General features: G+C 42.7%; 20 protein-coding genes. 4 read left to right on the top strand and 16 right to left on the bottom strand.

All coding sequences use genetic code 11. The features are described 5' to 3' along the window. Nucleotides 1-155: 155 nt before the first annotated feature. Nucleotides 156-767, bottom strand: coding sequence for a DUF1454 family protein (locus P2E05_RS19520; RefSeq protein WP_154623343.1), 612 nt, complete (start codon nt 765-767; stop codon nt 156-158). Between the two features lie 52 nt (nt 768-819). On the opposite strand from P2E05_RS19520, the gene P2E05_RS19515 reads away from it, so the two are divergent. Further along, nucleotides 820-1242, top strand: coding sequence for a DUF805 domain-containing protein (locus P2E05_RS19515; protein WP_154623344.1), 423 nt, complete (start codon nt 820-822; stop codon nt 1240-1242). 36 nt (nt 1243-1278) lie between these two features. Here the strand turns inward: P2E05_RS19515 and fpr are convergent, their stop codons facing one another. Continuing rightward, entirely contained in the window at nt 1279-2025 is a 747-nt protein-coding gene (fpr, locus tag P2E05_RS19510; RefSeq protein ID WP_154623345.1) for a ferredoxin--NADP(+) reductase, read from the bottom strand. 390 nt (nt 2026-2415) lie between these two features. Here fpr and emrD point away from each other — a divergent pair, with 390 nt between their 5' ends. Beyond that, the gene (emrD, locus tag P2E05_RS19505) at nt 2416-3600 is read left to right on the top strand and encodes a multidrug efflux MFS transporter EmrD (RefSeq protein WP_163863350.1); all 1185 of its coding nucleotides are present in this window, start codon (nt 2416-2418) and stop codon (nt 3598-3600) included. Nucleotides 3601-3640: 40 nt separating this feature from the next. Here the strand turns inward: emrD and P2E05_RS19500 are convergent, their stop codons facing one another. From P2E05_RS19500 to P2E05_RS19490, 3 genes are all read right to left on the bottom strand, one after another. Further along, nucleotides 3641-8692, bottom strand: a complete 5052-nt coding sequence (locus tag P2E05_RS19500) for a hypothetical protein (protein WP_276122947.1) — start codon at nt 8690-8692, stop codon at nt 3641-3643. A gap of 200 nt (nt 8693-8892) precedes the next feature. Continuing rightward, nucleotides 8893-10419, bottom strand: a complete 1527-nt coding sequence (gene glpK, locus P2E05_RS19495) for a glycerol kinase GlpK (protein ID WP_154622272.1) — start codon at nt 10417-10419, stop codon at nt 8893-8895. A 24-nt stretch (nt 10420-10443) separates the two neighbouring features. Continuing rightward, the gene (locus P2E05_RS19490; protein WP_154622271.1) at nt 10444-11286 is read right to left on the bottom strand and encodes an MIP/aquaporin family protein; all 843 of its coding nucleotides are present in this window, start codon (nt 11284-11286) and stop codon (nt 10444-10446) included. 304 nt (nt 11287-11590) lie between these two features. Here P2E05_RS19490 and zapB point away from each other — a divergent pair, with 304 nt between their 5' ends. Further along, on the top strand, nt 11591-11830 hold the full coding sequence (gene zapB, locus P2E05_RS19485; RefSeq protein WP_154622270.1) for a cell division protein ZapB: 240 nt from the start codon (nt 11591-11593) through the stop codon (nt 11828-11830). Between the two features lie 517 nt (nt 11831-12347). On the opposite strand, the gene rraA is transcribed toward zapB, so the two are convergent. The 9 genes from rraA to priA all read right to left on the bottom strand — a co-directional run bounded on the left by rraA (nt 12348) and on the right by priA (nt 22584). Continuing rightward, on the bottom strand, nt 12348-12872 hold the full coding sequence (rraA, locus tag P2E05_RS19480) for a ribonuclease E activity regulator RraA (protein ID WP_154622269.1): 525 nt from the start codon (nt 12870-12872) through the stop codon (nt 12348-12350). Nucleotides 12873-12982: 110 nt separating this feature from the next. Next, a complete protein-coding gene (locus tag P2E05_RS19475; RefSeq protein ID WP_154622268.1) occupies nt 12983-13903 on the bottom strand; it encodes a 1,4-dihydroxy-2-naphthoate polyprenyltransferase in 921 nt (306 codons plus the stop codon). A 229-nt stretch (nt 13904-14132) separates the two neighbouring features. Next, nucleotides 14133-15467, bottom strand: a complete 1335-nt coding sequence (gene hslU, locus P2E05_RS19470; RefSeq protein WP_154622267.1) for an HslU--HslV peptidase ATPase subunit — start codon at nt 15465-15467, stop codon at nt 14133-14135. An 11-nt stretch (nt 15468-15478) separates the two neighbouring features. Continuing rightward, entirely contained in the window at nt 15479-16009 is a 531-nt protein-coding gene (hslV, locus tag P2E05_RS19465; protein ID WP_154622266.1) for an ATP-dependent protease subunit HslV, read from the bottom strand. Between the two features lie 154 nt (nt 16010-16163). After that, nucleotides 16164-16982: a cell division protein FtsN gene (ftsN, locus tag P2E05_RS19460; protein ID WP_272658010.1), complete on the bottom strand. Its 819-nt coding sequence runs from the start codon at nt 16980-16982 to the stop codon at nt 16164-16166. Between the two features lie 198 nt (nt 16983-17180). Next, nucleotides 17181-18176, bottom strand: a complete 996-nt coding sequence (gene cytR, locus P2E05_RS19455) for a DNA-binding transcriptional regulator CytR (RefSeq protein ID WP_154622273.1) — start codon at nt 18174-18176, stop codon at nt 17181-17183. Between the two features lie 653 nt (nt 18177-18829). Beyond that, nucleotides 18830-19492, bottom strand: coding sequence for a pentapeptide repeat-containing protein (locus P2E05_RS19450; protein WP_272658011.1), 663 nt, complete (start codon nt 19490-19492; stop codon nt 18830-18832). A 216-nt stretch (nt 19493-19708) separates the two neighbouring features. Next, nucleotides 19709-20299 (bottom strand): hypothetical protein, encoded by a 591-nt coding sequence (locus P2E05_RS19445; RefSeq protein WP_272658012.1) that lies wholly within the window; start codon nt 20297-20299, stop codon nt 19709-19711. A gap of 86 nt (nt 20300-20385) precedes the next feature. Then, the gene (gene priA, locus P2E05_RS19440; protein ID WP_154622564.1) at nt 20386-22584 is read right to left on the bottom strand and encodes a primosomal protein N'; all 2199 of its coding nucleotides are present in this window, start codon (nt 22582-22584) and stop codon (nt 20386-20388) included. Nucleotides 22585-22801: 217 nt separating this feature from the next. Here priA and rpmE point away from each other — a divergent pair, with 217 nt between their 5' ends. Beyond that, entirely contained in the window at nt 22802-23017 is a 216-nt protein-coding gene (rpmE, locus tag P2E05_RS19435; RefSeq protein ID WP_154622565.1) for a 50S ribosomal protein L31, read from the top strand. Nucleotides 23018-23148: 131 nt separating this feature from the next. On the opposite strand, the gene P2E05_RS19430 is transcribed toward rpmE, so the two are convergent. Together P2E05_RS19430 and P2E05_RS19425 are read right to left on the bottom strand one after the other, a co-directional pair. Beyond that, nucleotides 23149-23514 carry a hypothetical protein gene (locus tag P2E05_RS19430; protein WP_154622563.1) on the bottom strand — a complete coding sequence of 122 codons (366 nt, stop codon included), beginning with the start codon at nt 23512-23514 and terminating at the stop codon, nt 23149-23151. 156 nt (nt 23515-23670) lie between these two features. Then, complete coding sequence (locus P2E05_RS19425) at nt 23671-24417, bottom strand: hypothetical protein (RefSeq protein WP_269723514.1); 747 nt, start codon at nt 24415-24417, stop codon at nt 23671-23673. Nucleotides 24418-24519 lie beyond the last annotated feature (102 nt).

Below are 24519 nucleotides of genomic sequence, written 5' to 3'. Positions count from 1 at the left end.
ATCAATAAGTGACTCGCCGCGCTGTTACATTTTGTGCAACGAGAAAAATGTTTCTGTCACTGTGCCTAAAATTGAGGTGTTAAGTATAAAGAGAATACATAACAATAGCTTTGCTTTTTATCACGCTGCTGACGATTGCTGTGATCCTTATCTATTTAAGGCGCTTCTGTTTCTAGCTTAATCGGTTCAACAGCAAAAGTAAGCACATTATTTTCACTTTTTACTAAAATGTAGCGTAGACCGCCTAAACGAACCTCTTCGGCATGGACAGCATCTTTATTCGCCATAAATTTATTTAATGCGAGGGTTAATTCAGGCGCTTTATCGACAGAAATGTTTGGGTCAAATTGATGGATAATCGCCATAATATAGCGTTCTGCTAATTGCCTATTCGCTTGAGTATCTTGACGCTCTTCTGGCAGTAAAGTGACTTGTAAACTTTTAATCTTTTCGCTTCCACGCTCAAGAACAGCGGATGAATATAGGTGAGCATTAATTCGAGAAGCGGCACGAATATAGGGAGCCGAAATATCTTGGCTCGCTATCACCTTGTATTCATGTAGCGGTAACGTCGGATTGGTTTGATTAAACTGGTTACGTAACTGAGGGATAGTGAGGTCGAATGAGGGCGCATCAGGGGCTAAGTAAGCCACTTCAAAGTCCGTGTTAGGCAGTGTCGGTACTTTTTGTGCAAATGTCAGTTGTGGCAAACCAAGTAGAAAAACGGTTATGATGATAGGGATTGAACGGAGTGCGGGTTGTTTCATTTGTTTTGCCACTCATTTTAGGGTTTTTAATAGTGTATCAGGATCTGGTGTAATGACATTACAACAATGGGCCTTCTCCTTCAAAGGGCGAATAGGTCGTCGACCTTTTTGGGCGGGTATCGCCTTATGCTTTATTTTAATGACGGTTATTGTGCTTTTGCAAAATGCATTGCGCTTACCTGAAATCGTAGTGATCGTGTTGTTTGTATTGTTGCTATACCCGTTAGCGGCAATTTTTACCAAACGTCTACATGATAGAGGAAAACCCGGCGGCTGGTTTGCATTAATTATTCTTGCATTTGCCTTGTTTTCCATGGACGTCAGCCAATTAGCACCTGTTTGGCAATGGGGAATTGGGCGTTTTTTACCTCTTTTAATCGCCATGATTATGTTGTTAGACTGTGGTGTTTTTGTCGGGATGGATTCTGAAAATCAATACGGCAAAAAAACACAACCTGTTGATTATCTTTCTTGATCCCCTATATCACGCATTAAGGGGATCTTAGGATGACTACCAATATTGCTCACTGCTGATATGACCCGGTTTACGGCGTAAATGTTTGCGCATATCACGGGTTTTTATCAGTACCTCTCGTGTGTCTTTAACCATTTCAGGGTTACCACATAGCATTACGTGGCTGCTAGCAGCATCAAGGGAAACTCCTGTAACGTTTTCGAGCATCTGGTTTTCAATTAATGCAGGCACTCGCCCATATAAAGCGCCTTCACACTGCTCGCGGCTGACAACGGTCACCAAATGGAGCTTTTCTGGGTAGCGCTCGGCTAGCTGTTTCATTAAAGGAAGATAACTTAGGTCTTTTTGATAGCGGACGGCATGTAAAAGGATAATTTTTTCAAAACGCTCAAGATCCTTACCTTCTTGTAAGATAGAGAGAAAAGGGCCTATTGCCGTGCCCGTTGAGAGCATCCAAAGATGCTGGCAGTCAGGGATCTCATCCAAAATAAAGAAACCAGACGCCTCATCAGTGACTTGCAGTGTATCTCCTACACGCAATTGGGCAAGTTTAGGGCTTAATTTCCCGTTAGGGACGACGACAAAGTAGAATTCAAGTCGATCATCGCTGGGAGCATTGACGTAAGAGTAGGCGCGTTGTACACGTTCTCCCTCGATTTCCAAGGCAAGTTTTGCAAATTGACCAGCGATAAAAGGTTTAATGGGGGCATTGATGACTAAGCTAAAGAGTGACTCGGTCCAAAATTTTGCTTCAATAACAGTTCCGTTAACCCAATTGGCCATAAATTTTCACCTCTGAATTTTTTTCAGCTTTGCGACTTATCAGAGTTTCATACTAAATCAGTTTACTATTTGCGCTTATCGATAAAGTGTTCCAGTGAATTATTCTTTTAAATGGTGCACTGCTAAATTTAATGTACAGTTTTATTGCCATATGTGGCGAATTTTGCTGACGTTGGCATGCTAATTAAAATGCTATCCTATCTCGAAAAAAAAATTCAATTTGTTATCTTAGTCGCGCAGCAGCTAACGATGGGATAACGGCTGCTTTATCAAATAAAACAATCGATAACACTCTGGGGTGTTCCCCTGAAATAAAGCTTTCATGTTATTTGTGTCTAATGACACAGCTAGGCTGTGCGCTCAGGATGATAAAATTAGTTTGAGAAGAAAATGAGAAAACTGGAAAATTTTAATTTACTGATCTTGCTGATTGCTTTAGCGGCAGTGGGGCAGATGACGCAGACGGTTTATGTACCTGTCATTGCGGATATTGCCGTGTATTTTGGACAACCGTCCGGCTCTGTGCAACGTGTCATGGCGGCCTATCTCTTTACTTATGGCTTTTCTCAGCTGATCTATGGGCCGTTGTCAGACCGAATTGGTCGCCGTCCCGTGATTTTAGTGGGAATGGTGATCTTTTTACTCTCAACGTTACTGGCTATTTTTGCGCCTACACTGGATATTTTAGTGCTCGCGAGTGGTTTGCAAGGTCTGGGAACTGGCGTCGCCGGTGTTATGGTTCGTACCATGCCACGCGATCTTTATAAAGGCACTTCATTACGCTATGCGAATAGCTTATTAAATATGGGTGTATTAGTGAGTCCTTTAGTGGCACCGATGTTTGGGGGCTTATTAGCCCACTTCTGGGGCTGGCATGCGTGTTATATTTTCTTGTTTGTATTAGGCGCCACTGTACTGTTAAGCATGTATCGCTGGTTGCCTGAAACAAGACCTGTTTCACCAGAAAAACACAAAATGCTCACTTCATACCGTCAATTATTATCAACAGGTTCTTTTGTGTCTTATTTAATCATGTTGATTGGCGCATTAGCGGGTATTGCTGTTTTCGAGGCGAGTAGCGGAGTGTTGATGGGCGGCGTACTGGGTCTTAACAGTATTACTGTCAGTATTTTATTCATTATTCCTATTCCAGCGGCGTTCTTTGGGGCTTGGTATGCAGGGCGTGATGGTAAAAGTTTTTATCAGTTAATGTGGCAATCGGTCATTTGCTGTCTGATAGCTGGCTTAATGATGTGGATCCCTGGTTGGTTTGGCACAATGAATATCTGGACTTTACTGGTACCGGCTTCTGTCTTTTTCTTTGGTGCGGGTATGTTATTCCCGCTTGCTACAACGGGGGCCATGGAACCTTTTCCCTATTTAGCGGGGGCGGCGGGCGCCTTAGTCGGCGGTATGCAAAATGTGGGATCCGGCATAGCAACTTGGGTGTCCGCGTTATTACCCCAAAATGGGCAGTTTAGTTTAGGGTTATTAATGTTCTTGATGTCAGTACTTGTTTTATTGTGTTGGCTGCCATTAGCACATCGCATGGATAGGACTGAACATACAGTATAATCCTCAGTTGCAGGCGGTACGCAATACCGCCTGCTCTAGCTTAGAGAGTTAAAGGCGCAGAAAAATTCTTGGTGCTAGCTGACCACAGTGTGTCGTTTTCTACACGCATATGCAGCGGTGTGTTATCCATCGCAGCAATCAAATCAATGTGTTGATCTCGCTGATTAAAAACAACGGGCCGATTGTAATCTAGCCACTGAGTATTCTCACTGAGCGGTATGGATGTATTTTGGTTTAATATTAATGTATTAGGATGAATATCGTCTTGTAAGTGCCTATCGATATAAACCTTAAGCCCTGTGATAGTTAATTTGGGTGTACTGTCGATATTGCCGATAATCGATAATTGCTCTCCCTGTCGTGATATCATCCATTGCTCTTGGGGAACTTGCTCTTGAATTTGCCCTGAGCCATCATCCAGCAGTAAGGTTAGCCAATAAGTGTATTGTCCTTCTGGCAGTTGCATCGCTGAGATATCCACGGTTTGATTAATATAGGCATCAGACAGCAGTAAACTCTCTGATTCAACATCATAAGCGATTGGCGTTACATATTTATCGATAACCTGCTCTAAGTGATTGATGGGTGAAAATGTGTGCACACCGTAAGGTAAGGCATGTTCTCCCCACGGATCACGTAATGAAAAATATTGTTTTTGCCGCTGCCCATCTTTCACCCAAATAGCACATAACACACTGTCTTGAGTTATTTTCTGTTTGTCGATTTTTCCAGTGGACATATCAATCAACGCTGTGTCTGTTGCTGACCAAAATAGTTTACTGCCTTGCCAATAGTCATCGAGCGTCAGTTGAGGAGTCGGGGATTTGCTATCCCACTGGCTAAATAGGCGGTTTGCCAAAGCATTGGGGTTGTTGTAGGTATAAATGGGCTTATCGAGTTGTTTATCGGTATTGATTTTGGCTAATTCAAGTTTGACGAGTTCCCCTTTGTCAGGAAGATTGAGGTTGATTGTTGTTAAGTCCGTGACCGCTTGTAGATGTTCGGTCAATAGACCATATTGAGTCGCGTAGGTCACTTTAAGTGCATAGTGCATGTCGTCATTGTAAGGCCGACCTGTTGCTGTGATTAAATTATGGTATGGCGCTGGTAGGTGACCACGTGTTCGTATTGGCTTGAGCGTGCTATAGGGGTGAAGCTGACCATTTGGCATGGTTAAGATTGAAGCATTGATCCAATAAACAGGGACATCTCGTTGATGGGCTAATTCATAGGGAGAACTCGTTGGGTAAAACTGCGCGAAATTATCTTCCGTGAGTGTTTCCCATTGATGACTATTATCTGACCAACGCTGATAATAACCGTCACCAGCGAAACCATGATCTTCAATATCTTCACCTTCTAGAGCGTTTGGCTGCCAGCGTAATTTTTGTCTCAGAAATTGTTGTATACGCTGAGTAAAATAATCGGAGTGGGAAGTGAATGCATTAAAAATATCATGGCCTGCATCACTTAGGTAAGGATATAACATAGGCAGCACTTCAGCCACTTGGCCTGTATACGCATTGATGTACTTGTAAGTCATATATGACTGTGCCTGTTGGTCAAATGCGATGTTGAAGCCGTTGTGTTTCTTATCAAATGGGTAAGCCGTGCTAGGCTCCGTAGTATGGTGCAGACCAAATCCATGTCCGTACACTTCGTGCCACATGACATTGGCATAAGCGACACCACTACCTTGGTTTTTCCATGCTAAGCCAAGTAGGCTACTCACGCCTGTCGGGGTCAGTGAATAGTAATTAAAGTCACTATCAAGTCCATTTGTTCTACTGGTTTCGATGCTGCGATGGGAACCCCAAGAAATTTGTTCGCTGTGATGAGGATAAAGGCCGCTTAACCTATCATAGGTCGGCATAAAAAGTGCTGCGCGATGTGTGATTTGTGGCTCGAGAGGTAAAAACTGCGACAAAGCTGGGTAACTATATAAGGTAAATGCGTTAGTGGGCAGCTTGGCTGCGGCTTCCATCCCCCAGCTCAGGGGGGAATAGGCATAAACACCTTGTCCGTGACGATAAAGGCTATGGTTCGTGACACGCGAAACCATGTCATTGCTTGTGCTAATTTGGGGAGTAAAGATACCGTGGTGATCGGTGTACGGCATCACCACCGGGGTATCGCCTACCAATAATTGCAATTTGATACCCGGTTGTATCCATTGACCTTGAAGCGGAGCCGTATAACTCTGCTGATGCAGCTCATGGCTTTTTATGGTTGGCGTATTTGGAATAACAGGTAATTGCTGAGGTAAATTTTCTGGTCCAGTTAAACGAATTCGCCCAATTTCTTGGTCATCTTTATCCATCACGACTGCGGTAATGTCTGGCGCATTCGCGGAGGATGGGCTTGTGATATCAACTTTTAATAATGCCCAACGATTGGCCGTGAGTACGAAATAGGGGGTATCGGGGCTTTGTAAATGGGTCTGTGCGAGCTGGATGGTGTGAACTTGCATATCTACCGGTACGTGATTGCCACGTACAGCAGGCTCATGGTAGATCGGATCAGGTAGTGTAAAGACTCTTTTCCCCGGGTAGTTTGTCACAGGGGCATCGTCTGATTGTAGTTGAATCGACATGGGGGCGGAATATTGGCCATTTTTCAAAATGGCCATAAAGTCAAATTGATCGCTCCCTGAAAAAGGACTATCGCCATTTGCCTGATAGAGCCATTCACCTGTTTGATGGTTGAGTCTGACCTTGCCAAATGTTGGCTTCTCAAGTAAACGGTATTCAATAACATCTGGGTGAGTAGGCAATTTTCCCGTTATTGCTCCGATGATCAAAGAGGCGGCTTCTTCTCTATGATTTTCAACGATAACCAAGGGCAATGTCTGATGTTGCAAACCCAAATTGAAGTTTTCAAGGGAACGCTTTAATGGGTCGAAGAGAGATAGCACCTGCTGATTTTCATCATAGCTTACATGCAGCGATTGGGTCTGCGCTTGGGACCGTAGATAATGCTGTAATTGTGCAACAAATTGCTCGGATGATGTGATCGGTAAGTCAGGCGATTTAAATTCACTCTTTAGCAAATGTACACGCTTGTCCGTTTCGCCTGCCAGTGATAAAGAAAGATGTGTTAATTCTTTCAGGCTATTCGCATACAGTTTGAAGGTGTGTGTCGTGCCATTTTCATCCTCTGTCGATGCTATGTGTGTGGGATTGATGGATATATGGGCGGTTGGTCGATTTTGTTTCAGTTGAAACTGAGTAAAATAAACATCATCACCTTGAATAATAATATGATTATTTTGATATCTGACGGATACCCTTGTGTCCACGTGATCGGTGATCCGCTGATTAATGTGTTGTTCTATTTCTTGTACTAATGATTGCCATGAAGGGTGAGATGACAGAGGGATATCTTCTAAGATAAAGGGCGTCGTGGCTTCAGGCGTGTGTAGCGTGAGTGAAAAGTACTCAGTTTGAGCAAGCATTTCTTCCGTTAAATTCAGCGTATTTATTGATGTTGAAGGCAACTGAATGGTTTGCTGATAATGAGATTGCCTTAATGAAGGTTCGGTTATTGTCGGAATAGGGTCTGAACTCACTTGAACGTCAGTGGTGTCATACTCTAAGGCGTCATCAGGAACCGGTTTATAGTCTTCACCATGACAAGCTAATTGCCAATAAAGTGCGAAGTGAGGCACTTCCCCCTGTGTCATTATTGTGGCTTGAATAGGGTAGCTTTCACCTGATTTTATATTATGAACTTGATTGCTTTCAGGGTCCTGAATGTGGCTGACTGAGTTTATTTGATAAGAGAAGGGCTCTGAACCTCTGCTGGTTAACCATAAGTCACCATCTTCAGGTGCCGTGACTACACCACTAAATAGCCATTGAGTTGGTCGGCTACGAGCAGGTAGGGGATCATTTGAGTTTGCAGAGAGCATATATTCTGCAACTCGCGTTGTTTCGTTAGTCAGCGGATCCCAGTCACTTACGGTCACTTGTAATCCCTTTCTCTTAAGGGTGACCGCCGGAATGGTGATATGTTCTTCATGGTTTTGTTGAGGATGAATGTCACTGATTAATTGTTGAATGGCTAGGCTGGGAACATGATGAGTTGGGCTGTGTAAAATAAAAACACTGCCGCCAGTCAGCTCCATCCAATGGCGAATTAACGCCACTTGTTGTTGATTCGCATTTGCTGGTAATACGACGATGTCATAATGGCGATGCCATTCACCACTGGGGAGTAGGGCATCTGCAAGTTGCTCTGCGGCTCGATGGTCGTTATCTTGCCAATGGTGTGGCGAGTTAAAGCTATCAACAAATAGATTGTGTTTGGTGTGAAAATCAAACCCAGAAAATTGTTCGGTATCGACCGCACTTAATAGGTAAGTTTTGCGGCTTTCATGAGCAATTCGTGGTTTTCCTGCTAACCAACTGATCAATTGAAAGGCCGTATTGCCCATCTTGGAATCGGTTGGACCTTGGTGAGATAATGCAGCGAGTAGTGCCGAATCATCGCGTATTACCGCAACACGACCACGATTCTTGTAATAGCCTAGCTGTAGTTTTTTTTGCTCAACTTCATGCACAATAATGGTATTGATGGCTTCATTTTGCGGATGATCGAGAGGTGTTGTGTTTATATTAGAGGCTTCTCTATGCTGAGGGTGGTGAAGTACATGGTCGGGCACCACTTCAAACCCATTCCCAGCATCCCAATAAAAGCGAAATTGTGGCACTAAGCCATCTGTAATGGCGGTAAATCGGATGGGGTATTGTTCCCCTGATTTGAGATGGTCGACGGTGATACCATCAGCGATTTGTTGTTGGCTTAAGTCGATTTTTTGCTGATTGATTTCAAGCGATAACGGTGTGTTATGCTGATCAACCATGAAGAGATATTTTCCATCCCGTGGCACATTGAGTACTCCCTCATAAACCCACTGGCTTTGAGAGGGCCTTGCCGTTAAAGGCGTCGTGTTATTTCTTAAATCCGAAATGGCAACAGATTGTGTCATAACAGGGAGATTTGGATCTGCCATATCATAAACAAACGCTAACAAACCAGATTCATTTTTTTCTTCTTGTGGTAAAGATACGGCCTCTTTTTGGTTATCCATAACCTATCTCCGTTGTTGAACAGTGGCTTTTATTCCCTATAAAATCAATTGGATATTTTAAGTTATTAAAATGTGGCGTCTAATTTATTATTAATATACTAATAAGCTAATTATTTAATTAATCGATGGCGCGGTCATATAAAAAAGGCAACACCGAAGTGTTGCCTTTTTGTATGGGTTAGTGAAACGTGGCGTGAAAACTAGGCGCGATCTTCCCACTCTTGCGCTCTTGCAACCGCTTTCTTCCATCCTTCATATTTATAATTACGTTCTGTTGTTTCAATCCCCGGTTTGAAGACGCGTTCGATGCTTGCTTTTGATTGCAGTTCATCAAGGCTATTCCAAAAACCAACGGCTAAGCCGGCTAGGTACGCGGCACCTAAAGCGGTGCTCTCACGCACTTGAGGACGCTCAACAGAAGTCCCTAAAATATCCGCTTGGAATTGCATTAAGAAGTTGTTTGCGACCGCACCGCCATCAACACGTAGCGCTGCAAGGCGTGTTTCAGCATCCGCTTGCATTGCATCCAACACATCACGAGTTTGGTAAGCGATGGACTCCAGTGTGGCACGAATAATATGATTACGGTTTGCACCACGTGTTAAGCCAAAAATAGCCCCACGTGCATACGGATCCCAGTATGGTGCCCCTAAGCCAGTAAAAGCAGGTACAACGTAGACACCGTTACTGTCTTTGACTTTGGTGGCGAAATACTCGGAGTCAGTCGATTCATCGATCAGCTTCAACTCATCTCGTAGCCATTGAATGGATGCGCCACCGACGAAAACAGCCCCTTCCAGTGCATAATTGACTTCACCTCTTGGACCACAAGCGATTGTGGTAAGTAGGCCATGATTTGAACGAACCGCAGTTTCACCCGTATTCATCAATAAGAAACAACCGGTGCCATAGGTATTTTTTGCCATACCCTGTTTCACGCATAATTGGCCATAGAGTGCTGCTTGTTGGTCACCAGCCATACCTGAAATAGGAATACGTGTTCCACCTTTACCACCGATGTTAGTTTGCCCATAAACCTCAGATGATGGACGAACCTCGGGTAGCATTGCTCGTGGAATATTTAAGGCTTTTAAAATCTTATCATCCCATTCCAGATTGCGGATATTGAACATCATGGTACGGGAAGCATTGGTATAATCTGTTACGTGAACACGCCCTTGCGTCATTTTCCAGACAAGCCAAGTATCGACTGTACCAAATAGCAGTTCTCCTTTTTCAGCACGTTCACGTGCCCCTTCCACATGGTCCAAAATCCATTTGACCTTGGTGCCGGAGAAGTATGGGTCAACAACCAGCCCAGTGTTTTGACGAATATACTCTTCTAGTTCCCGATCATTTTGTTTGAGATGCGTACAAAAATCAGCGGTACGGCGGCACTGCCAAACAATGGCATTATAAATTGGCTTACCTGTCGCTTTTTCCCAAACAATGGTTGTTTCACGTTGGTTGGTGATCCCGATACCCGCAACTTCGTCGGTACGAATATCTGCTTTCGCCAAGACTTCAATCAGTGTTGAGCTTTGTGATGCCCAGATTTCCATCGGGTCATGTTCTACCCAGCCTGGCTTAGGGTAGATTTGGGTGAATTCACGTTGAGAAATACTGATAATGTTGGCGTCGTGATCGAGTACAACGGCCCGCGAACTGGTTGTTCCCTGATCAAGAGCGACAATATATTTTTTCTCGATATTTGTTTCTGTTGTCATAATTTAAACCTGTTCCGGTGATGATTAAACGTTTTTACTCGCTGTTTTTGATTGCTCGTCTTTTTTCGTATGAATGAAACCGGGTAAATGACGAGTAATCAGCATGCGATAACCAAATGCACCAATTAACGCACCTACAATAGGAGCAATTAATGGGACAAGAAAATAAGGAATTTCACGGCCACCCGTGAGCGCAATGTCTCCCCAACCAGCAAAATAGGCGACGACTTTAGGACCAAAATCACGAGCTGGGTTTAAGGCAAATCCTGTCAGTGGTCCGAAAGAGCCACCAATAACAGCGATTAATATACCAATTAGAAGAGGTGCTAAAGGACCGCGTGGAATACCATTACCATCGTCAGTGAGTGCCAAGATTAGGCAAAGTAGAATCGCGGCGATAACGACTTCAATAAAGAAGGCATGCATTTCGCTTAGCTGTGGTGCTGGGTAAGTGGAGAAAACACCCGCAGTAAAGAGACTTTCTTGTGTGCCGCGAACAATGTGATGAACTTGGTCGTAGTCAATGAATACAGGGGAGTACATGGCGTAAACTAAGGCAGCAGCAAAAAAGCCGCCTAACATTTGCGCAACAATATAAGGGGCAACTTTATGTCTTTCGAAACTCGCGAATAACCATAATGCGATGGTTACAGCTGGGTTAAGGTGAGCTCCGGAAATACCGGCTGTTAGATATACAGCGAGAGCAACACCAAAGCCCCAAATAATACTGATTTCCCAGAGACCGAGTTGTGCTCCCGCGATACGGACGGCAGCAACGCAGCCTAATCCGAAGAATACGATGAGTGCAGTACCTAAAAATTCTGATATGCACTGACCTGTAAGTGTAGTTGTGGTCGTTTGGCTCATATCTTTCTATCCTACGAAAATTAAAATTATTGTAATGTTTTTCAGATTAAGATCTTCAAAGTGAAAACCTATAGTGTAAATTTATCGTTAATGAGCGCAAACGAGAAATATCGAAATTGAAATATGTGTGTTACATCACCAAAACGAAAAAGAACGACCAAAAATAGTGACGTAATCGACCTTTACAATGTGATCCGACCAGTGTTTTAAAATAAGTGATTAAGGGAATCAGAGTCAAGCTACTAGACACAGGGGATCATGCTACTTACAATCGATAATAAAGCTTACATGGGAGGTTAGAAGAATGTCATTTGAAGTATTTGAGAAATTAGAAGCAAAAGTCCAACAAGCGATTGATACAATCACATTGTTGCAAATGGAAATCGATGAACTGAAAGATAAAAATAGTGCACTCGTTCAAGAACTCGATAACGCGAAATCAGGTACTGAGTCACTCGTACGTGAAAATGAACAACTGAAACAAGAGCAGCAGACTTGGCAAGAAAAGTTGCGTGGGTTGCTCGGCAAAATGGAAGAAGTTTAAATACCCGTTATGTTTCGCGCCGCAGCAGTGCTGGCATCTCTCGGTTGCCTGATGCATATCTAGTGTATGTTCATCGGGGTCACTTGCGAATCGCTGCCTAGCTGCAACTCGAATAATTTAGGGTATTCAGTTAACGAGTTTCAATTCGTTAGAGCGGTATGTTTATTCATCAAGATAACAGTAATTTGGTGTTTAACGGCAACACAGGCTAGTTAGAGCGTTATACATTCAAGACGTTATGACGCCGTGTATGTTTGCCGTTATAGCTTGTGATGGCGACCCAGTTACAATACGAACGGTGTAGAGTATTTGGGAGAGTAATAGCTTTAATCATTTATAGCTGTTACTGATACTTGTAGGTGACATATTGGTATTAAAAGCAGACATGCTTGATGGGGGAGTGAGATTAACACCGCTACCCTTTGTGATATAGATACAGCAAAACGTGTTCTACCGAAAAGAAGGGCCGATATCATCATCGGCCCTTCTTTTTTAATGGAATGTGTTTATTTAAGGCCTAGAGGTCTTCATCGTCAATGACTTCAAAACCTGCACTATCCTGCGTTGCAAGAGGCTCTTCTGACAGAATAATGCCTGTATTATCGGCATAAAGGTAGTCACCAGAGAAGAAGGTAACGCCGCCAAAATTAACGCGGATATCACTTTCCCCAATCCCTTCATCTGGGCAACCGCTCGGTATTGCAGCAATGGCTTGAATACCCAGATCGAGCTCCATCAATGCATCCACTTGGCGTACAGCACCGTATATCACAATGCCTTCCCAGTGGTTATCGACCGCTAATCTAGCGAGCTCTGCATCAATGAGTGCTTTACGCACAGAACCGCCCCCATCGACGAGGAGAATACGGCCATGGCCATCTTCTTCCAGCAAATCATACAGTAGGCCATTGTCTTCAAAGCACTTAACCGTAATGATTTGACCGCCAAATGAAGTACGCCCACCAAAATTGGAAAATAGAGGCTCTACCACATTGACGCTTTCTTGGTAGATATCACAGAGTTCGGAAGTATCATATTTCATAGTGTATAGGTCTTTTTTTGCTGCAAGAGAGATAAAGTATATCCCTTTTAAGAGGTGATTGGCAAAATTCACCTCTTAAAAATAGGGGAGTCGAGTCAAAAAATAAGCAATTATTTACTCAATACTACACCGATAGAAAAGAGAACGTTAGTGAATAGTGCTGCTTTCACCATGTTTTCTAGCATCGGACGCATGCCTTCGGGTGTCGGATCACTGAGTACACGGCGAATATGATTCATCAACATAGGCACCGCCAGTAAAAATAACCAGCCGGCCCAACCGTGCAGATACAGTAAATTAAAGAAAGCTAGGCATAAAATCGCGATAATAATGATAGCTGCGTGATAGATCCTCGCACCTTGAGGGCCTAAACGTACCGCGAGGGTATTTTTGCCCGCTTTAATATCATTTTCGATATCGCGCATATTGTTAATATTGAGCACTGCAACTGAAAGTAATCCACATGCCGTTGCAGGTAAGAACGTGATCATATTAAAGCTGTTGGATTGCAAATAATATGTGCCAATAACACTGAGCCAGCCGAAGAAAATAAGAACAGAAATATCCCCTAAGCCTAGGTAACCATAAGGTTTTTTACCAACGGTATAGGTGATTGCCGCAACAATTGCAACTAACCCTAACACTAAGAAGCCGATAGCGTCTTCTGGTTTTTCACAAGCGACTATAATTAACAGCAGCCCTGAAATACAGGCAGCGATAATATTAATTTTGAGCGCTTTTTTCATATCTGCTTGGGTGATGACCCCTTTTTGCATGCCACGCAAAGGGCCTATACGTTCGGCAGTGTCAGAGCCTTTCACGGCATCGCCGTAATCATTAGCAAGGTTAGACAATATTTGCAGTAAACCTGCTGTAATTAGTGCTAAAAGGGCAACTGGCCACTTAAACGTGCCCATTAAATAGGTTAACGCAGAGCCAGTGATAATCGCAATCACCCCTAGAGGCAGGGTTTTAGGGCGTAAACTTTCTAGCCAGGCCTGCTTACGGCTAATAGAAGTAGATGAGCTCATTCAATAATTTCACAGGTTTGTTATGTTCAATATCATTAATAAGCCCTCACATGACATACCTTATGACTCTCGTTTCATGAGAGCGTCCTCATGGACAGCATAGGTCATGGTTTTGTGAGAAGCTGAATATTTGCTGCTTAATCTCATATTATAAAGTACAACGATGAATCACCGTTGTACTTTATTAGATGCATATTAAGGATACATGAAAACCTGATAATTAATAAGCTTATAAAATAAATCTACTCAGATCTTCATCAGCCACTAATTCATCTAGGTGTTGTCTGACGTATGCCGCGTCAATGTGAATGGTTTGACCGTTACGTTCACTCGCATCATAGGAGATATCCTCCATTAGACGCTCTAAAACAGTATGTAAGCGACGAGCACCAATATTTTCAGTCGACTCATTCACTTGCCATGCGGCTTCTGCAATGCGGCGAATACCATCTTCTGTGAACTCAATTGTGACACCTTCTGTTGCCATTAAGGCTTTGTATTGTTCAGTCAGCGAGGCATTTGGCTCCGTCAGAATACGTACAAAGTCTTCTGTCGTCAGTGCTTGTAGTTCAACTCGAATTGGCAAACGACCCTGTAATTCAGGGATCAGGTCAGAAGGGCTAGAGACTTGGAATGCCCCAGAAGCGATAAACAGAATATGATCTGTTTTGACCATGCCATGCTTAGTTGAAACAGTACACCCTTCGATCAATGGCAGTAAGTCACGCTGGACACCTTCACGGGAAACATCAGGGCCGGAGCTTTGTCCACCTCGTTTACAGATTTTATCGAACTCATCGATAAATACGATGCCGTGTTGCTCAACCGCTTCGATAGCCTGCTCTTTCAACTCTTCAGGGTTGACTAACTTGGCTGCTTCTTCTTCAACCAAAAGTTTAAAAGCTTCTTTTATCGTCATCTTACGTGCTTTTTGTTTTTGGCCCGCAAGGTTTTGAAACATAGATTGCAGCTGATTAGTCATCTCTTCCATACCTGGAGGAGCCATGATTTCAACGCCCATTGGCGCGGCAGCAACTTCAATTTCAATTTCTTTATCGTCTAACTGGCCTTCACGTAGTTTTTTACGGAAAGATTGACGCGCTGGTGAGTGCCCATCAACAGGCTCTGATTGGCCCCAGTTATTTTTTGCTGGTGGAATCAAGACATCGAGAATACGCTCTTCGGCTAATTCTTCTGCACGATACCGATTTTTTTCGATAGATTGCTGACGTACCATTTTGACAGCAGAGTCTGCGAGGTCACGGATGATAGAGTCTACTTCTTTACCAACATAGCCAACTTCAGTGAATTTTGTTGCTTCAACTTTGATGAAGGGGGCATTAGCAAGCTTTGCCAGACGGCGTGCAATTTCCGTTTTACCAACACCAGTTGGTCCAATCATTAAAATATTTTTTGGCGTGACTTCATGGCGCAACGTTTCATTCAGTTGCATACGACGCCAACGGTTACGCAGGGCGATTGCGACAGAACGTTTTGCCTTATTTTGACCAATAATATGGTTATCAAGTTCGCTAACTATTTCGCGTGGAGTCATTTCGGACATACAGGCAATCCTTATGATTTTGAAGAAATTTCTTCAAAGTTGACATTGTGGTTGGTATAGATACAGATATCACCGGCGATAGACAGTGCTTTTTCAGCAATTTCACGAGCACTTAAGTCGGTATTTTCAAGTAATGCGCGTGCAGCGGCTTGTGCATATGAGCCACCTGAACCTATAGCAATTAAATCATTCTCTGGCTGAACGACATCACCATTCCCTGTAATAATGAGGGAGGTATGTTCATCAGCAACAGCAAGTAGCGCTTCGAGTTTGCGTAGCATGCGGTCAGTACGCCAATCTTTTGCTAGCTCAACAGCAGCTTTAGTTAAATGGCCTTGATGTAGCTCAAGCTTGCGCTCAAACAACTCAAAAAGAGTGAATGCGTCAGCAGTGCCACCGGCAAATCCGGCAATAACTTTGTCGTTATATAAGCGACGAACTTTGCGGACATTGCCTTTCATGACGGTATTACCCATCGTCGCCTGCCCATCTCCACCAATTACGACCTGGCCATTACGGCGAACACTTACGATTGTTGTCATGAGTTAGCCTCTGGTTTTATGACGAAAAAATGCGGCGTATTAATTTTCCCAATTACCGACCTTCTTAAATCGGTAACTGGAAATAAACAAAATGCTGTAATAGCCGCTCTTGATAGTACGTTACAACAGTACATGGGGGAGGGGATTATATTTTTCAACCCCCAGAGGCACGAAGAATACAACCAGAAACACCGACGCTACTTGCTCGATCGCGCATTTTTTCTGCTGTTGCCTTAGAATAAGGGCCAAGCATAATACGATGCCAACCACCACCAACAGTGATTCTGCTTTCGATTCCTGAGAATGCGAGAGTGGCTCGGACAGATTCAGCCTGCTCGGCAGTACGGAAAGAGCCACATTGTACGAGCATATTTTGTAAATTATTGGCTGGCTTACTTTCAGATTGTGCAGGTGACGACTGCGCTGGTTGTGTAGAACGTGTCTCTGTTTTTGTCTCAGGCGGCGTTGTAGGCTTGTGCCGCACGGGTGGACTCACCGGCTGAGTTGGCTCATTGATGATCACTTGTGAGCGCGGTACAGGCTGCCCGTTATAAGGAACCTCCTGTAAATTGGTTACAGGACCACGTCTATCTGAATCAATTTGCTCCAAGAGCTGACGCTGTTCAGGTGTCAGATCGGATGGACGCATAATATTGCCATTCTGGCTGTTTGGTTGCTGAATATTTGGCGTATCAACACCACGTCGTTCCAGCTCTTTAATATAGCGCCAGCGCTCCTCGGGTTTTGGCGGCAGAGTATTGGTCGGCGCTGACGGTGGATTAGCCCCCACATTCTGCGGCGATTCTTTTTTATTTTGAGTGATATAGAAAAGGCCACCAACAAATAAAACCACAATGCCGACGGCAACGACCAATGTCGTTATCGGCAGTCCTTGTGCTTTCTTTGATTTACCTTTACTGGTTTTTCGGCGGGCTGGTGACCGCCCACGAGCTACATAATCTTTTTGTGCCACGCTGTTAATTCACTAGTTTATTGAGTGTCTGTGATTATTCAGTTTTATACTTGCATATCTCAAGCTGTAGTTGATTCGTTAGGCTGATTGACAATAATGGCCTATTGTTGCAGGCATTTCACTATTGTTCGGATCACCACTTAAGCTGCACCTTGAATAAGTTAGGACATACATGTTACTTAACCTGAACGACTTTGCCTAGCTTTTAGGCGCTTTTGCACTCTCTCTGATGATTAAATCAGAATCTAGGAGGCGAGAACCCGGAGTGACACTATTACCCTGTAGTTGTTCAAGCAGCAATAACATAGCATGTCGACCAATTTCATCTCGGGGATGGTTAATGGTTGTTAATGCCGGCAGTGTATACTTGGCTTGTTCTAAATTATCAAACCCGACGATAGATAAATCGTCAGGTAGCGTTAAACCTAATTTTTTAGCCTGCCACATGGCGCCGATTGCCATAATATCGCTATGACAAAAAATAGCGGTAGGAGGTTCCGGTAGCGATAGCAGAGTTTTGACTGCTTCAGCGCCACTTTCATGGGTAAAATCGCCTCGAACAATATAATATTCCCGCAATTTTTCGCCAGTACGTAGCATCGCTTTTTTATAACCTTCTAAACGATATTGGCTGTGAGGCATATGCTCAGGCCCTGCAATACATGCAATGCGCTTATGACCTAATTTTTGTAAATAATGGGTGGCATTAAAGGCTGATGTTAGGTTATCGATATGAACAGTCGGTAATTTTAATTCAGGCGAGAATTCGTTAGCCATAACGATTGGCGGTAAATTTTTTTGTTCTTCTGCGGATACATCAAACGGTAAGTTCGACCCTAACAGTACCATCCCATCGATTTGCTTTGTGATGATTAGATTAATAAAAGCGTTTTCTTGCTTTTGCTGATGTTTGCAGTCACCAATCAGTACAAAATAGCCTTCTTGTGCGGCAACTTTTTCAAGTCCACAAATAACATCACTAAAAAAAGGGTCGCTAATATCAGGCACTATCGCCAAGATCGTTTTCGATTCGTTACGTTTGTAGCTTCTCGCTAGGCTGTGTGGATAATAGCCCACGTCCATCACTGCTTGCTCGACTTTTTGACGAGTTTGTAATGAGACCTTTTCAGGCGTCATTAATGTTCTAGAGACAGTCGCCGTTGATACGCCCGCTGCTTTAGCAACATCTTTCATGGTTGCAGTAGCATTTTGTTGTTTTTGTTCCACAACGCCTTCCTTACGTTTAGTTAATCGATTGCTTTTTTTGAATGGCGCAAAGACGTCATCGCTTCAAGTAACGAGTTATTCTAATTGGTTTAACAATAATATCTGTTACCTAGTTTACATAAAAACTGTGACTCACGTCATTTTTTAGAGCTGGTTCGCAAATATTGAAAATAGTTAGCATAAAGTTTCTGAATAAAAAGTAGGGATAATATCTGGTGAGTCAGTTTGTATGATTGCAGGTGATCGCAGGAAAAAAGTGCGGCTATTTGCATATCAAAAGAGGCTGGGAACGGTCGAGCCATGTCGAGTGTGATTCAACGGTCATTGCAATAACATAAGCAGCACTTCAAACGGGTAGGCTTTGCTTACTGTTAAACTCACCGGTAGGGCGGGCCTGACGCTGTAAATTCCCCCAAACACCCTATTGGCCTTGCTAAACGATATTACCTTTATTCTTGGTAAGAACCTCTGACACGCCATTCAACCCATCGTGAGTATTTTAGAAAATCTATAAAATCAATGAATTTTACTTACTGGAAATAAGTGTTTTTACGCAAGTAAACACAATAATCTACATGTCGAATACATAATCAGAATTTATCTATGATGTTTAGAATATTTTATAAAAATTTTAAATTATCAGACACAGAGCAGCTCATGATCTGAAGCTCAGAAGGTTTAGTCTTAACAAATGTACTACCTGAGATATTTGAGGAAGACATAATTGCATTATCAAATATACAGTCTTCAAAATAGCAGTTGTAAAAATTACATTTTTTTAAACTAGCATTAGTGAAATCACATTTGATAAATTTTTTACCATTGGCTAAAACATCTTTCATGTCGGAGTTAATAAACTGACAGGAAAAAAAATCAGCATTTAATTTTGATGACTTAAATTTTGCTCCACTGAAATTACATTTTGTAAATTTTTCAGCCAAGTTAGCAGGCATCTGTGAACCAATAAAGTTGCAATCTTCAAGTATTGAACTAATAAATCCAGTTACTCCTCTTGATGGTCCGTAATTATCTTTATTACCACTTATTACCCGTGAATAAGAAAAATCAATATTTGAGATATAGTGGTAATGAATAGGCTCTCTAAAAACAAATCCTCTAAAATCTAGTTTATTATTATCGGTGGACCCAAAAGGAGCCATATTCCAACGAGCATTAATAATATTTTTGTCTCTCCAATCTTCCTTTTTAAACATAGCGTTTATCTTAAAGTTCAGCTCATCAGTCCATCTCTCTACCATTTCTTTTTTTAATTTATTATTCATATAAAATAACCTCTATTGATAAAGAATATTAATCAACCAATCCGTAACATCGTCAATATTATATTTACTCATTTTAGATGCTTGCCCCGAAGTAGTTATATCAAATACAGCTACTTTTCCGTTTTATTATTACGTTTGGTGACCGCCTAGACGGTTACCTTTAATGAAAGGCAAATACACAGAATTATTTACAGGGTCTAATACCTCGGCAGTTTCTTATTTAAGAGATAATAGTTCAAAATCAAGAAAAGTATGATCAAATTTTACCGATAATAATTTTTCTTTAAAACTTTCAGATATCACGATATTAAACGCACTATTCCATTCATACAAACGAAAGGCATCTAAGTTTTTAGGTATCTTACTTTTATAAATAACAGGTTCAATAAAAAAACGCCCACGCTTTGACTCCCATGTTTCTGGAATATATCCCACAGGCCAGTGATCAACTTTAGAATGTTCCCAATCAACACAATCAATGTAATTAAATACATGCATCAATATATATTTTAAATGACTATCTCTATTAATAATTGGTATTGGCTGGACGCCGTTAACGTCAAAATCATCTGTACAAAAAATACTGTCATTAAATGCTAAGAATCTAGAGCCTGTTGAGGTAACTGGGGGAATCTTACCCTGACTTAATATATCGAAATATAAAACACCATTAAATCTCCCTTGGATAGCTGATAGTTTTACATCATTTAATTTATTTCCTTTATCATCTAAAAAAAATGGGCTTGGGTTCATATAACCTTTCCACTTTTTACTTGCAGGATTTATACCCAACTTATAATAATTCATTATTTATTAACCTTCGTCAATATATCATTAAGCCAAGAGCCTGGAGTGATAGCGTCAACTCTCAGTTTTTCTATATTTACTATCACCTAACAGTCAGTGGGATCCACGTCAATATTCCATTTCACTTTGCGGCTTTCTGGTTGGCTCTGCAATTCAGGCAAAATTTGTGCGACAAATTGCTGCAAATAACCTCGTGATGGGTGTTGTAATAATAATTGCCAGCGAAAGCGACCACCTCGCTTAGCTTGGATCGATGGGGTAGGGCCTAAAATCCATAAACGGGGATCACTTTGCGGGTGTTCAGTAATATATTGGCGAACGTTTTGTAAAAATTGCCGAGCATCCTGATTATTGTGATCTTCTGAACGCAATAAAATATGGCTAGAAAACGGTGGTAGCATAGCGATGCGCCGCTCTTCCATCGCTTCTTGAGTAAATGCCTCATAGCCATTTTCTAATAGCGTCAGTAATAGTGGGTGCTCGGGGTGATGTGTTTGCAAAAATACTTCACCTTGTTTACCCGCGCGGCCTGCTCGTCCAGAAACTTGAACATAGAGTTGAGCAAATCGCTCGGCGGCTCTAAAGTCACTTGAAAACAGGGCGCCATCCACATCCAATAAAGCGACCAGCGTGACATCGGGAAAATGATGGCCTTTTGCCAACATTTGTGTGCCAATCAAAATTCGTGCTCCACCAGCATGTACTTCATTTAAATGCTGTTCAAGTTCCCCTTTACGGCTGGTGGTATCACGGTCAATACGCGTGACAGGTATGTCAGGGAATAATTCATTGATGCCTTCTTCCAATTGCTCTGTTCCCATACCAACAGGCACAAGGTGCGTTGAGCCGCAGTGTGGGCATTGGCGAGGCACGGGACGTTGGCTATCACAATGATGGCAGCGTAGCTGACGGAAATTTTGGTGTAAGGTGTAATAGTGATCGCAGCGTTGGCATTCCGCTATCCAGCCACATTCATGGCAGAGCAATGCGGGTGAGTAGCCTCGGCGATTTAAAAACAAAATAACCTGATTATTTTGCGCTAAATGCTGCTGAATATGCTTAATCAATAAATGGGATAAACCAAATTTAAGCGGTTGACCTTTTAAATCAATCAGATGTTGTGTCGCTGGACGCGCATTGCCTGCTCGTAATGTTAAATTGAGTTGGCGATACTTTTTTTGCTGAACATTGGATAACGTTTCTAAAGAAGGCGTTGCTGTTCCCATGATAATCGGGATATTTTCTTTTTTAGCGCGGAAGACGGCGAGATCGCGCGCATGGTAACGCCAGCCATCCTGTTGTTTGTAAGAGTTGTCGTGCTCTTCATCAATAATAATGATGCCTAAACGAGCGAAAGGGGTAAACAGAGCGGAACGAGTCCCTATCACAATAGCGTTACTGCCTTGCTTCGCACGTAGCCACACGGCAAGGCGCTCACTATCATTTAATCCTGAATGGAGTACGTCTACGGGAGCATTAAATCGCTCTCGAAAACGGCTAATTGTTTGTGGGGTTAAGCCAATTTCAGGAACTAAAACCAGTGCTTGCTTACCTTGAGCGAGAATGTTTTCGAGTACGCTGAGATAAACCTCCGTTTTACCTGAACCAGTAATGCCGGCAAGAAGCCAAGGTGAAAAATGGTCATCTTCGGCACGAATAGCCCCAACAGCGGTAGCCTGTTCACTGTTTAAGCGTAGGCGTTCACCACTGACAGCAAATTGTGATTGCCATTTTTCAGTGATAGGTTGAACTGGATATAGCTCAATATATTCTTTCTTTTTCAGTGATTGTAATGCGCTTTCACTTAATTCTAATTCAGCGACTTGGTGACGATATACGGAGCGGCGGCGTAACAATGCTAACGCTTGTTGCTGTTTTGGTGAACGTTTTAATTCATTAAGGTCAAGTGCGCTGCCTTGTGGTGTTATCTGCCATTGCCAAATAGGTGAAAACTCCGCTGCCTTACCCTGTCGTAATAGAATGGGCAGTGCATGAAACAACACTTCGCCAATGGGGTAGTGATAATATTGTGCAGACCATAGTAATAGCTGCCATAAGTCATCAGGGAATAGCGTTTCTTTATCGAGAACAAGCTCAATGGTTTTTAACTGATCTTCAGATAGTTCACTTGTATGGCTGTGATTGACCACCACGCCGAGCGCTTGGCGCTTTCCAAAAGGCACCATGACACGGCCACCTATGGGGGGAATGGGCATGTTGTCGGCTAAGCGATAGTCAAATGCACGATTTAAAGGAACAGGTAAAGCCACCTGAACGACGATCATAACTGGAGTTCCGTCTAGTTTTTATGCAATAATAGTTTAATTATTTTGTTAGAGTACCATAAAAACTACGTGGTTTTCATTGCGCGATAAACAGATTTTCTGTATGATCCGCCGCCTTTGGTATCTAATTTTGCCAATAAATCATTTTAATCAACACGACGTGTGGTGTCCGGCGTTAGGGCTGGAATGGCGACACGGCCTTAATAGAGGTTTTCCCATGAAAAAAGGTATTCACCCTAAATACGAAGAAGTTACTGCAACCTGCTCTTGCGGTAATGTTATGAAAATTAATTCAACAGCAGGTCACTCGCTGAACCTGGACGTTTGTGGTAGCTGCCACCCATTCTACACTGGTAAACAGCGTGACGTTGCTACTGGTGGTCGTGTTGATCGCTTTAACCAACGTTTCAGCATCCCAGGTTCTAAGAAGTAATCAAACCTGTGAAATGCGAAGAAAGGGAAACTTAGTTTCCCTTTTTTTATGCGCGTAATATGGCTGAAAATCATTTAACGCCTTCCAGTCATTGGGTTCTTACTTGTGATAGGAGATCGACATTGACACTGTCATATTGTCGTCCGTTTGTTGCCAACCGACACGGGGCATATTGTTGAGTTCTGAGTGACGTTAATATTGAGTCCAGCAACTGTGTAAGGGTTAACAGTACGCTCATCACCTTTATCATAGGCATACGCATCAATATAAGGGATGTAACCCGTAAACGCATCACGGTCACTGTTGAGTTTAATTTCTGTAGCCACTTCTCCATCCACTGAGAACATCTCATGAATATCATGTTTGATATCCATTCCTAATTGCAGATCGGTGAGTTTGTTACCGATACGGCCATATTCTGCTGTAAATTCAGCATGTTTGGTTTTGATATAGCGGTTATGGCAGCTATTTTTATAGGATAAAGTGACTTCAGGCATTCGCTGAGTTTGAGGCGTTACGGGAATACCATAACCAATACTGAGTTTTTTCTGCGTTTAAGAACGGGTCGTTAATGTCAATATGGGGATTATTAATCGGTTGATGGTACGCAAAATTAGCGTATGGGGTGATACGCTAATTGCGTGATGTCGCGATTAATACTTACGGCAGGGAGCCGGTGCGTATTGTGTATTAGCTGGGAACGGATTAGCTTCACATGCAGGTAAGGTTTCCTGTACTTCAAAAAAAGCGAGGCCAATCACGCCAATATTTCGAGCATCACCTTGTACGTTTTGATTCACGTAGGATGATTCAGGCGCTGCAAAACGAAATGCGGCAACGTGCTGACTATTCTTGCGAAAGCCTTCGATTGTCAGTTTCTTTCCTGGTCGAATTAAATAGCCTCTATTTCGGTAAGCGCCTGCTTGTCCATTGAGGACATCAAGGCCATCAACAGTAGTGACCACCTCATAGGTTCTATTTTTATCATTGTTAGTGATTTGTAGCGTATAACGCATCCCCTCTGTTGCTGGCAGTTTATATCCCTTTTGGGAATGACGGTACATTGGCATGGCGCGTTTATTTTCATCGAGTATTTGGATCTCGAGAGGAGATGCGGCGATATAAGTTTGTGTTGCAATATGCTTTGGTACCGCTTCACCTTGATAATAAATAGTGGCGGCATCATAAGGTGCCTCTGTGAGGCGGCTGGCTGTCACACCCTGTACGGCAGAGTGAATATCTTCCCCCCACTGTGTGCCTAACGTTTTTGCGGTTGACGTTGGTTGGGGTTCCTGTGTTGCCGTAGAATTGATTGCTTGGCGTGGGTAAGAAGAGCATCCCGCTGTGAACAGCAAAACACTACTGAGTAGAACAATTGAAGCCTGAGCGTATAAACCCATGGAGATTAACCTTTGTGCCTTTATAGTTGATAGAGGAAAAACTCACTACAAGTATAAATAAACACAAAAAAGAGGGACTGGGGGGAGTCTGAAATATAAATA

Source organism: Providencia stuartii (genome assembly GCF_029277985.1).
GTDB classification, from domain to species: Bacteria; Pseudomonadota; Gammaproteobacteria; order Enterobacterales; family Enterobacteriaceae; genus Providencia; species Providencia zhejiangensis.
The sequence above is the reverse complement of the archived record's forward strand: the minus strand, read 5'-3'. Positions and strand labels throughout refer to the sequence as shown.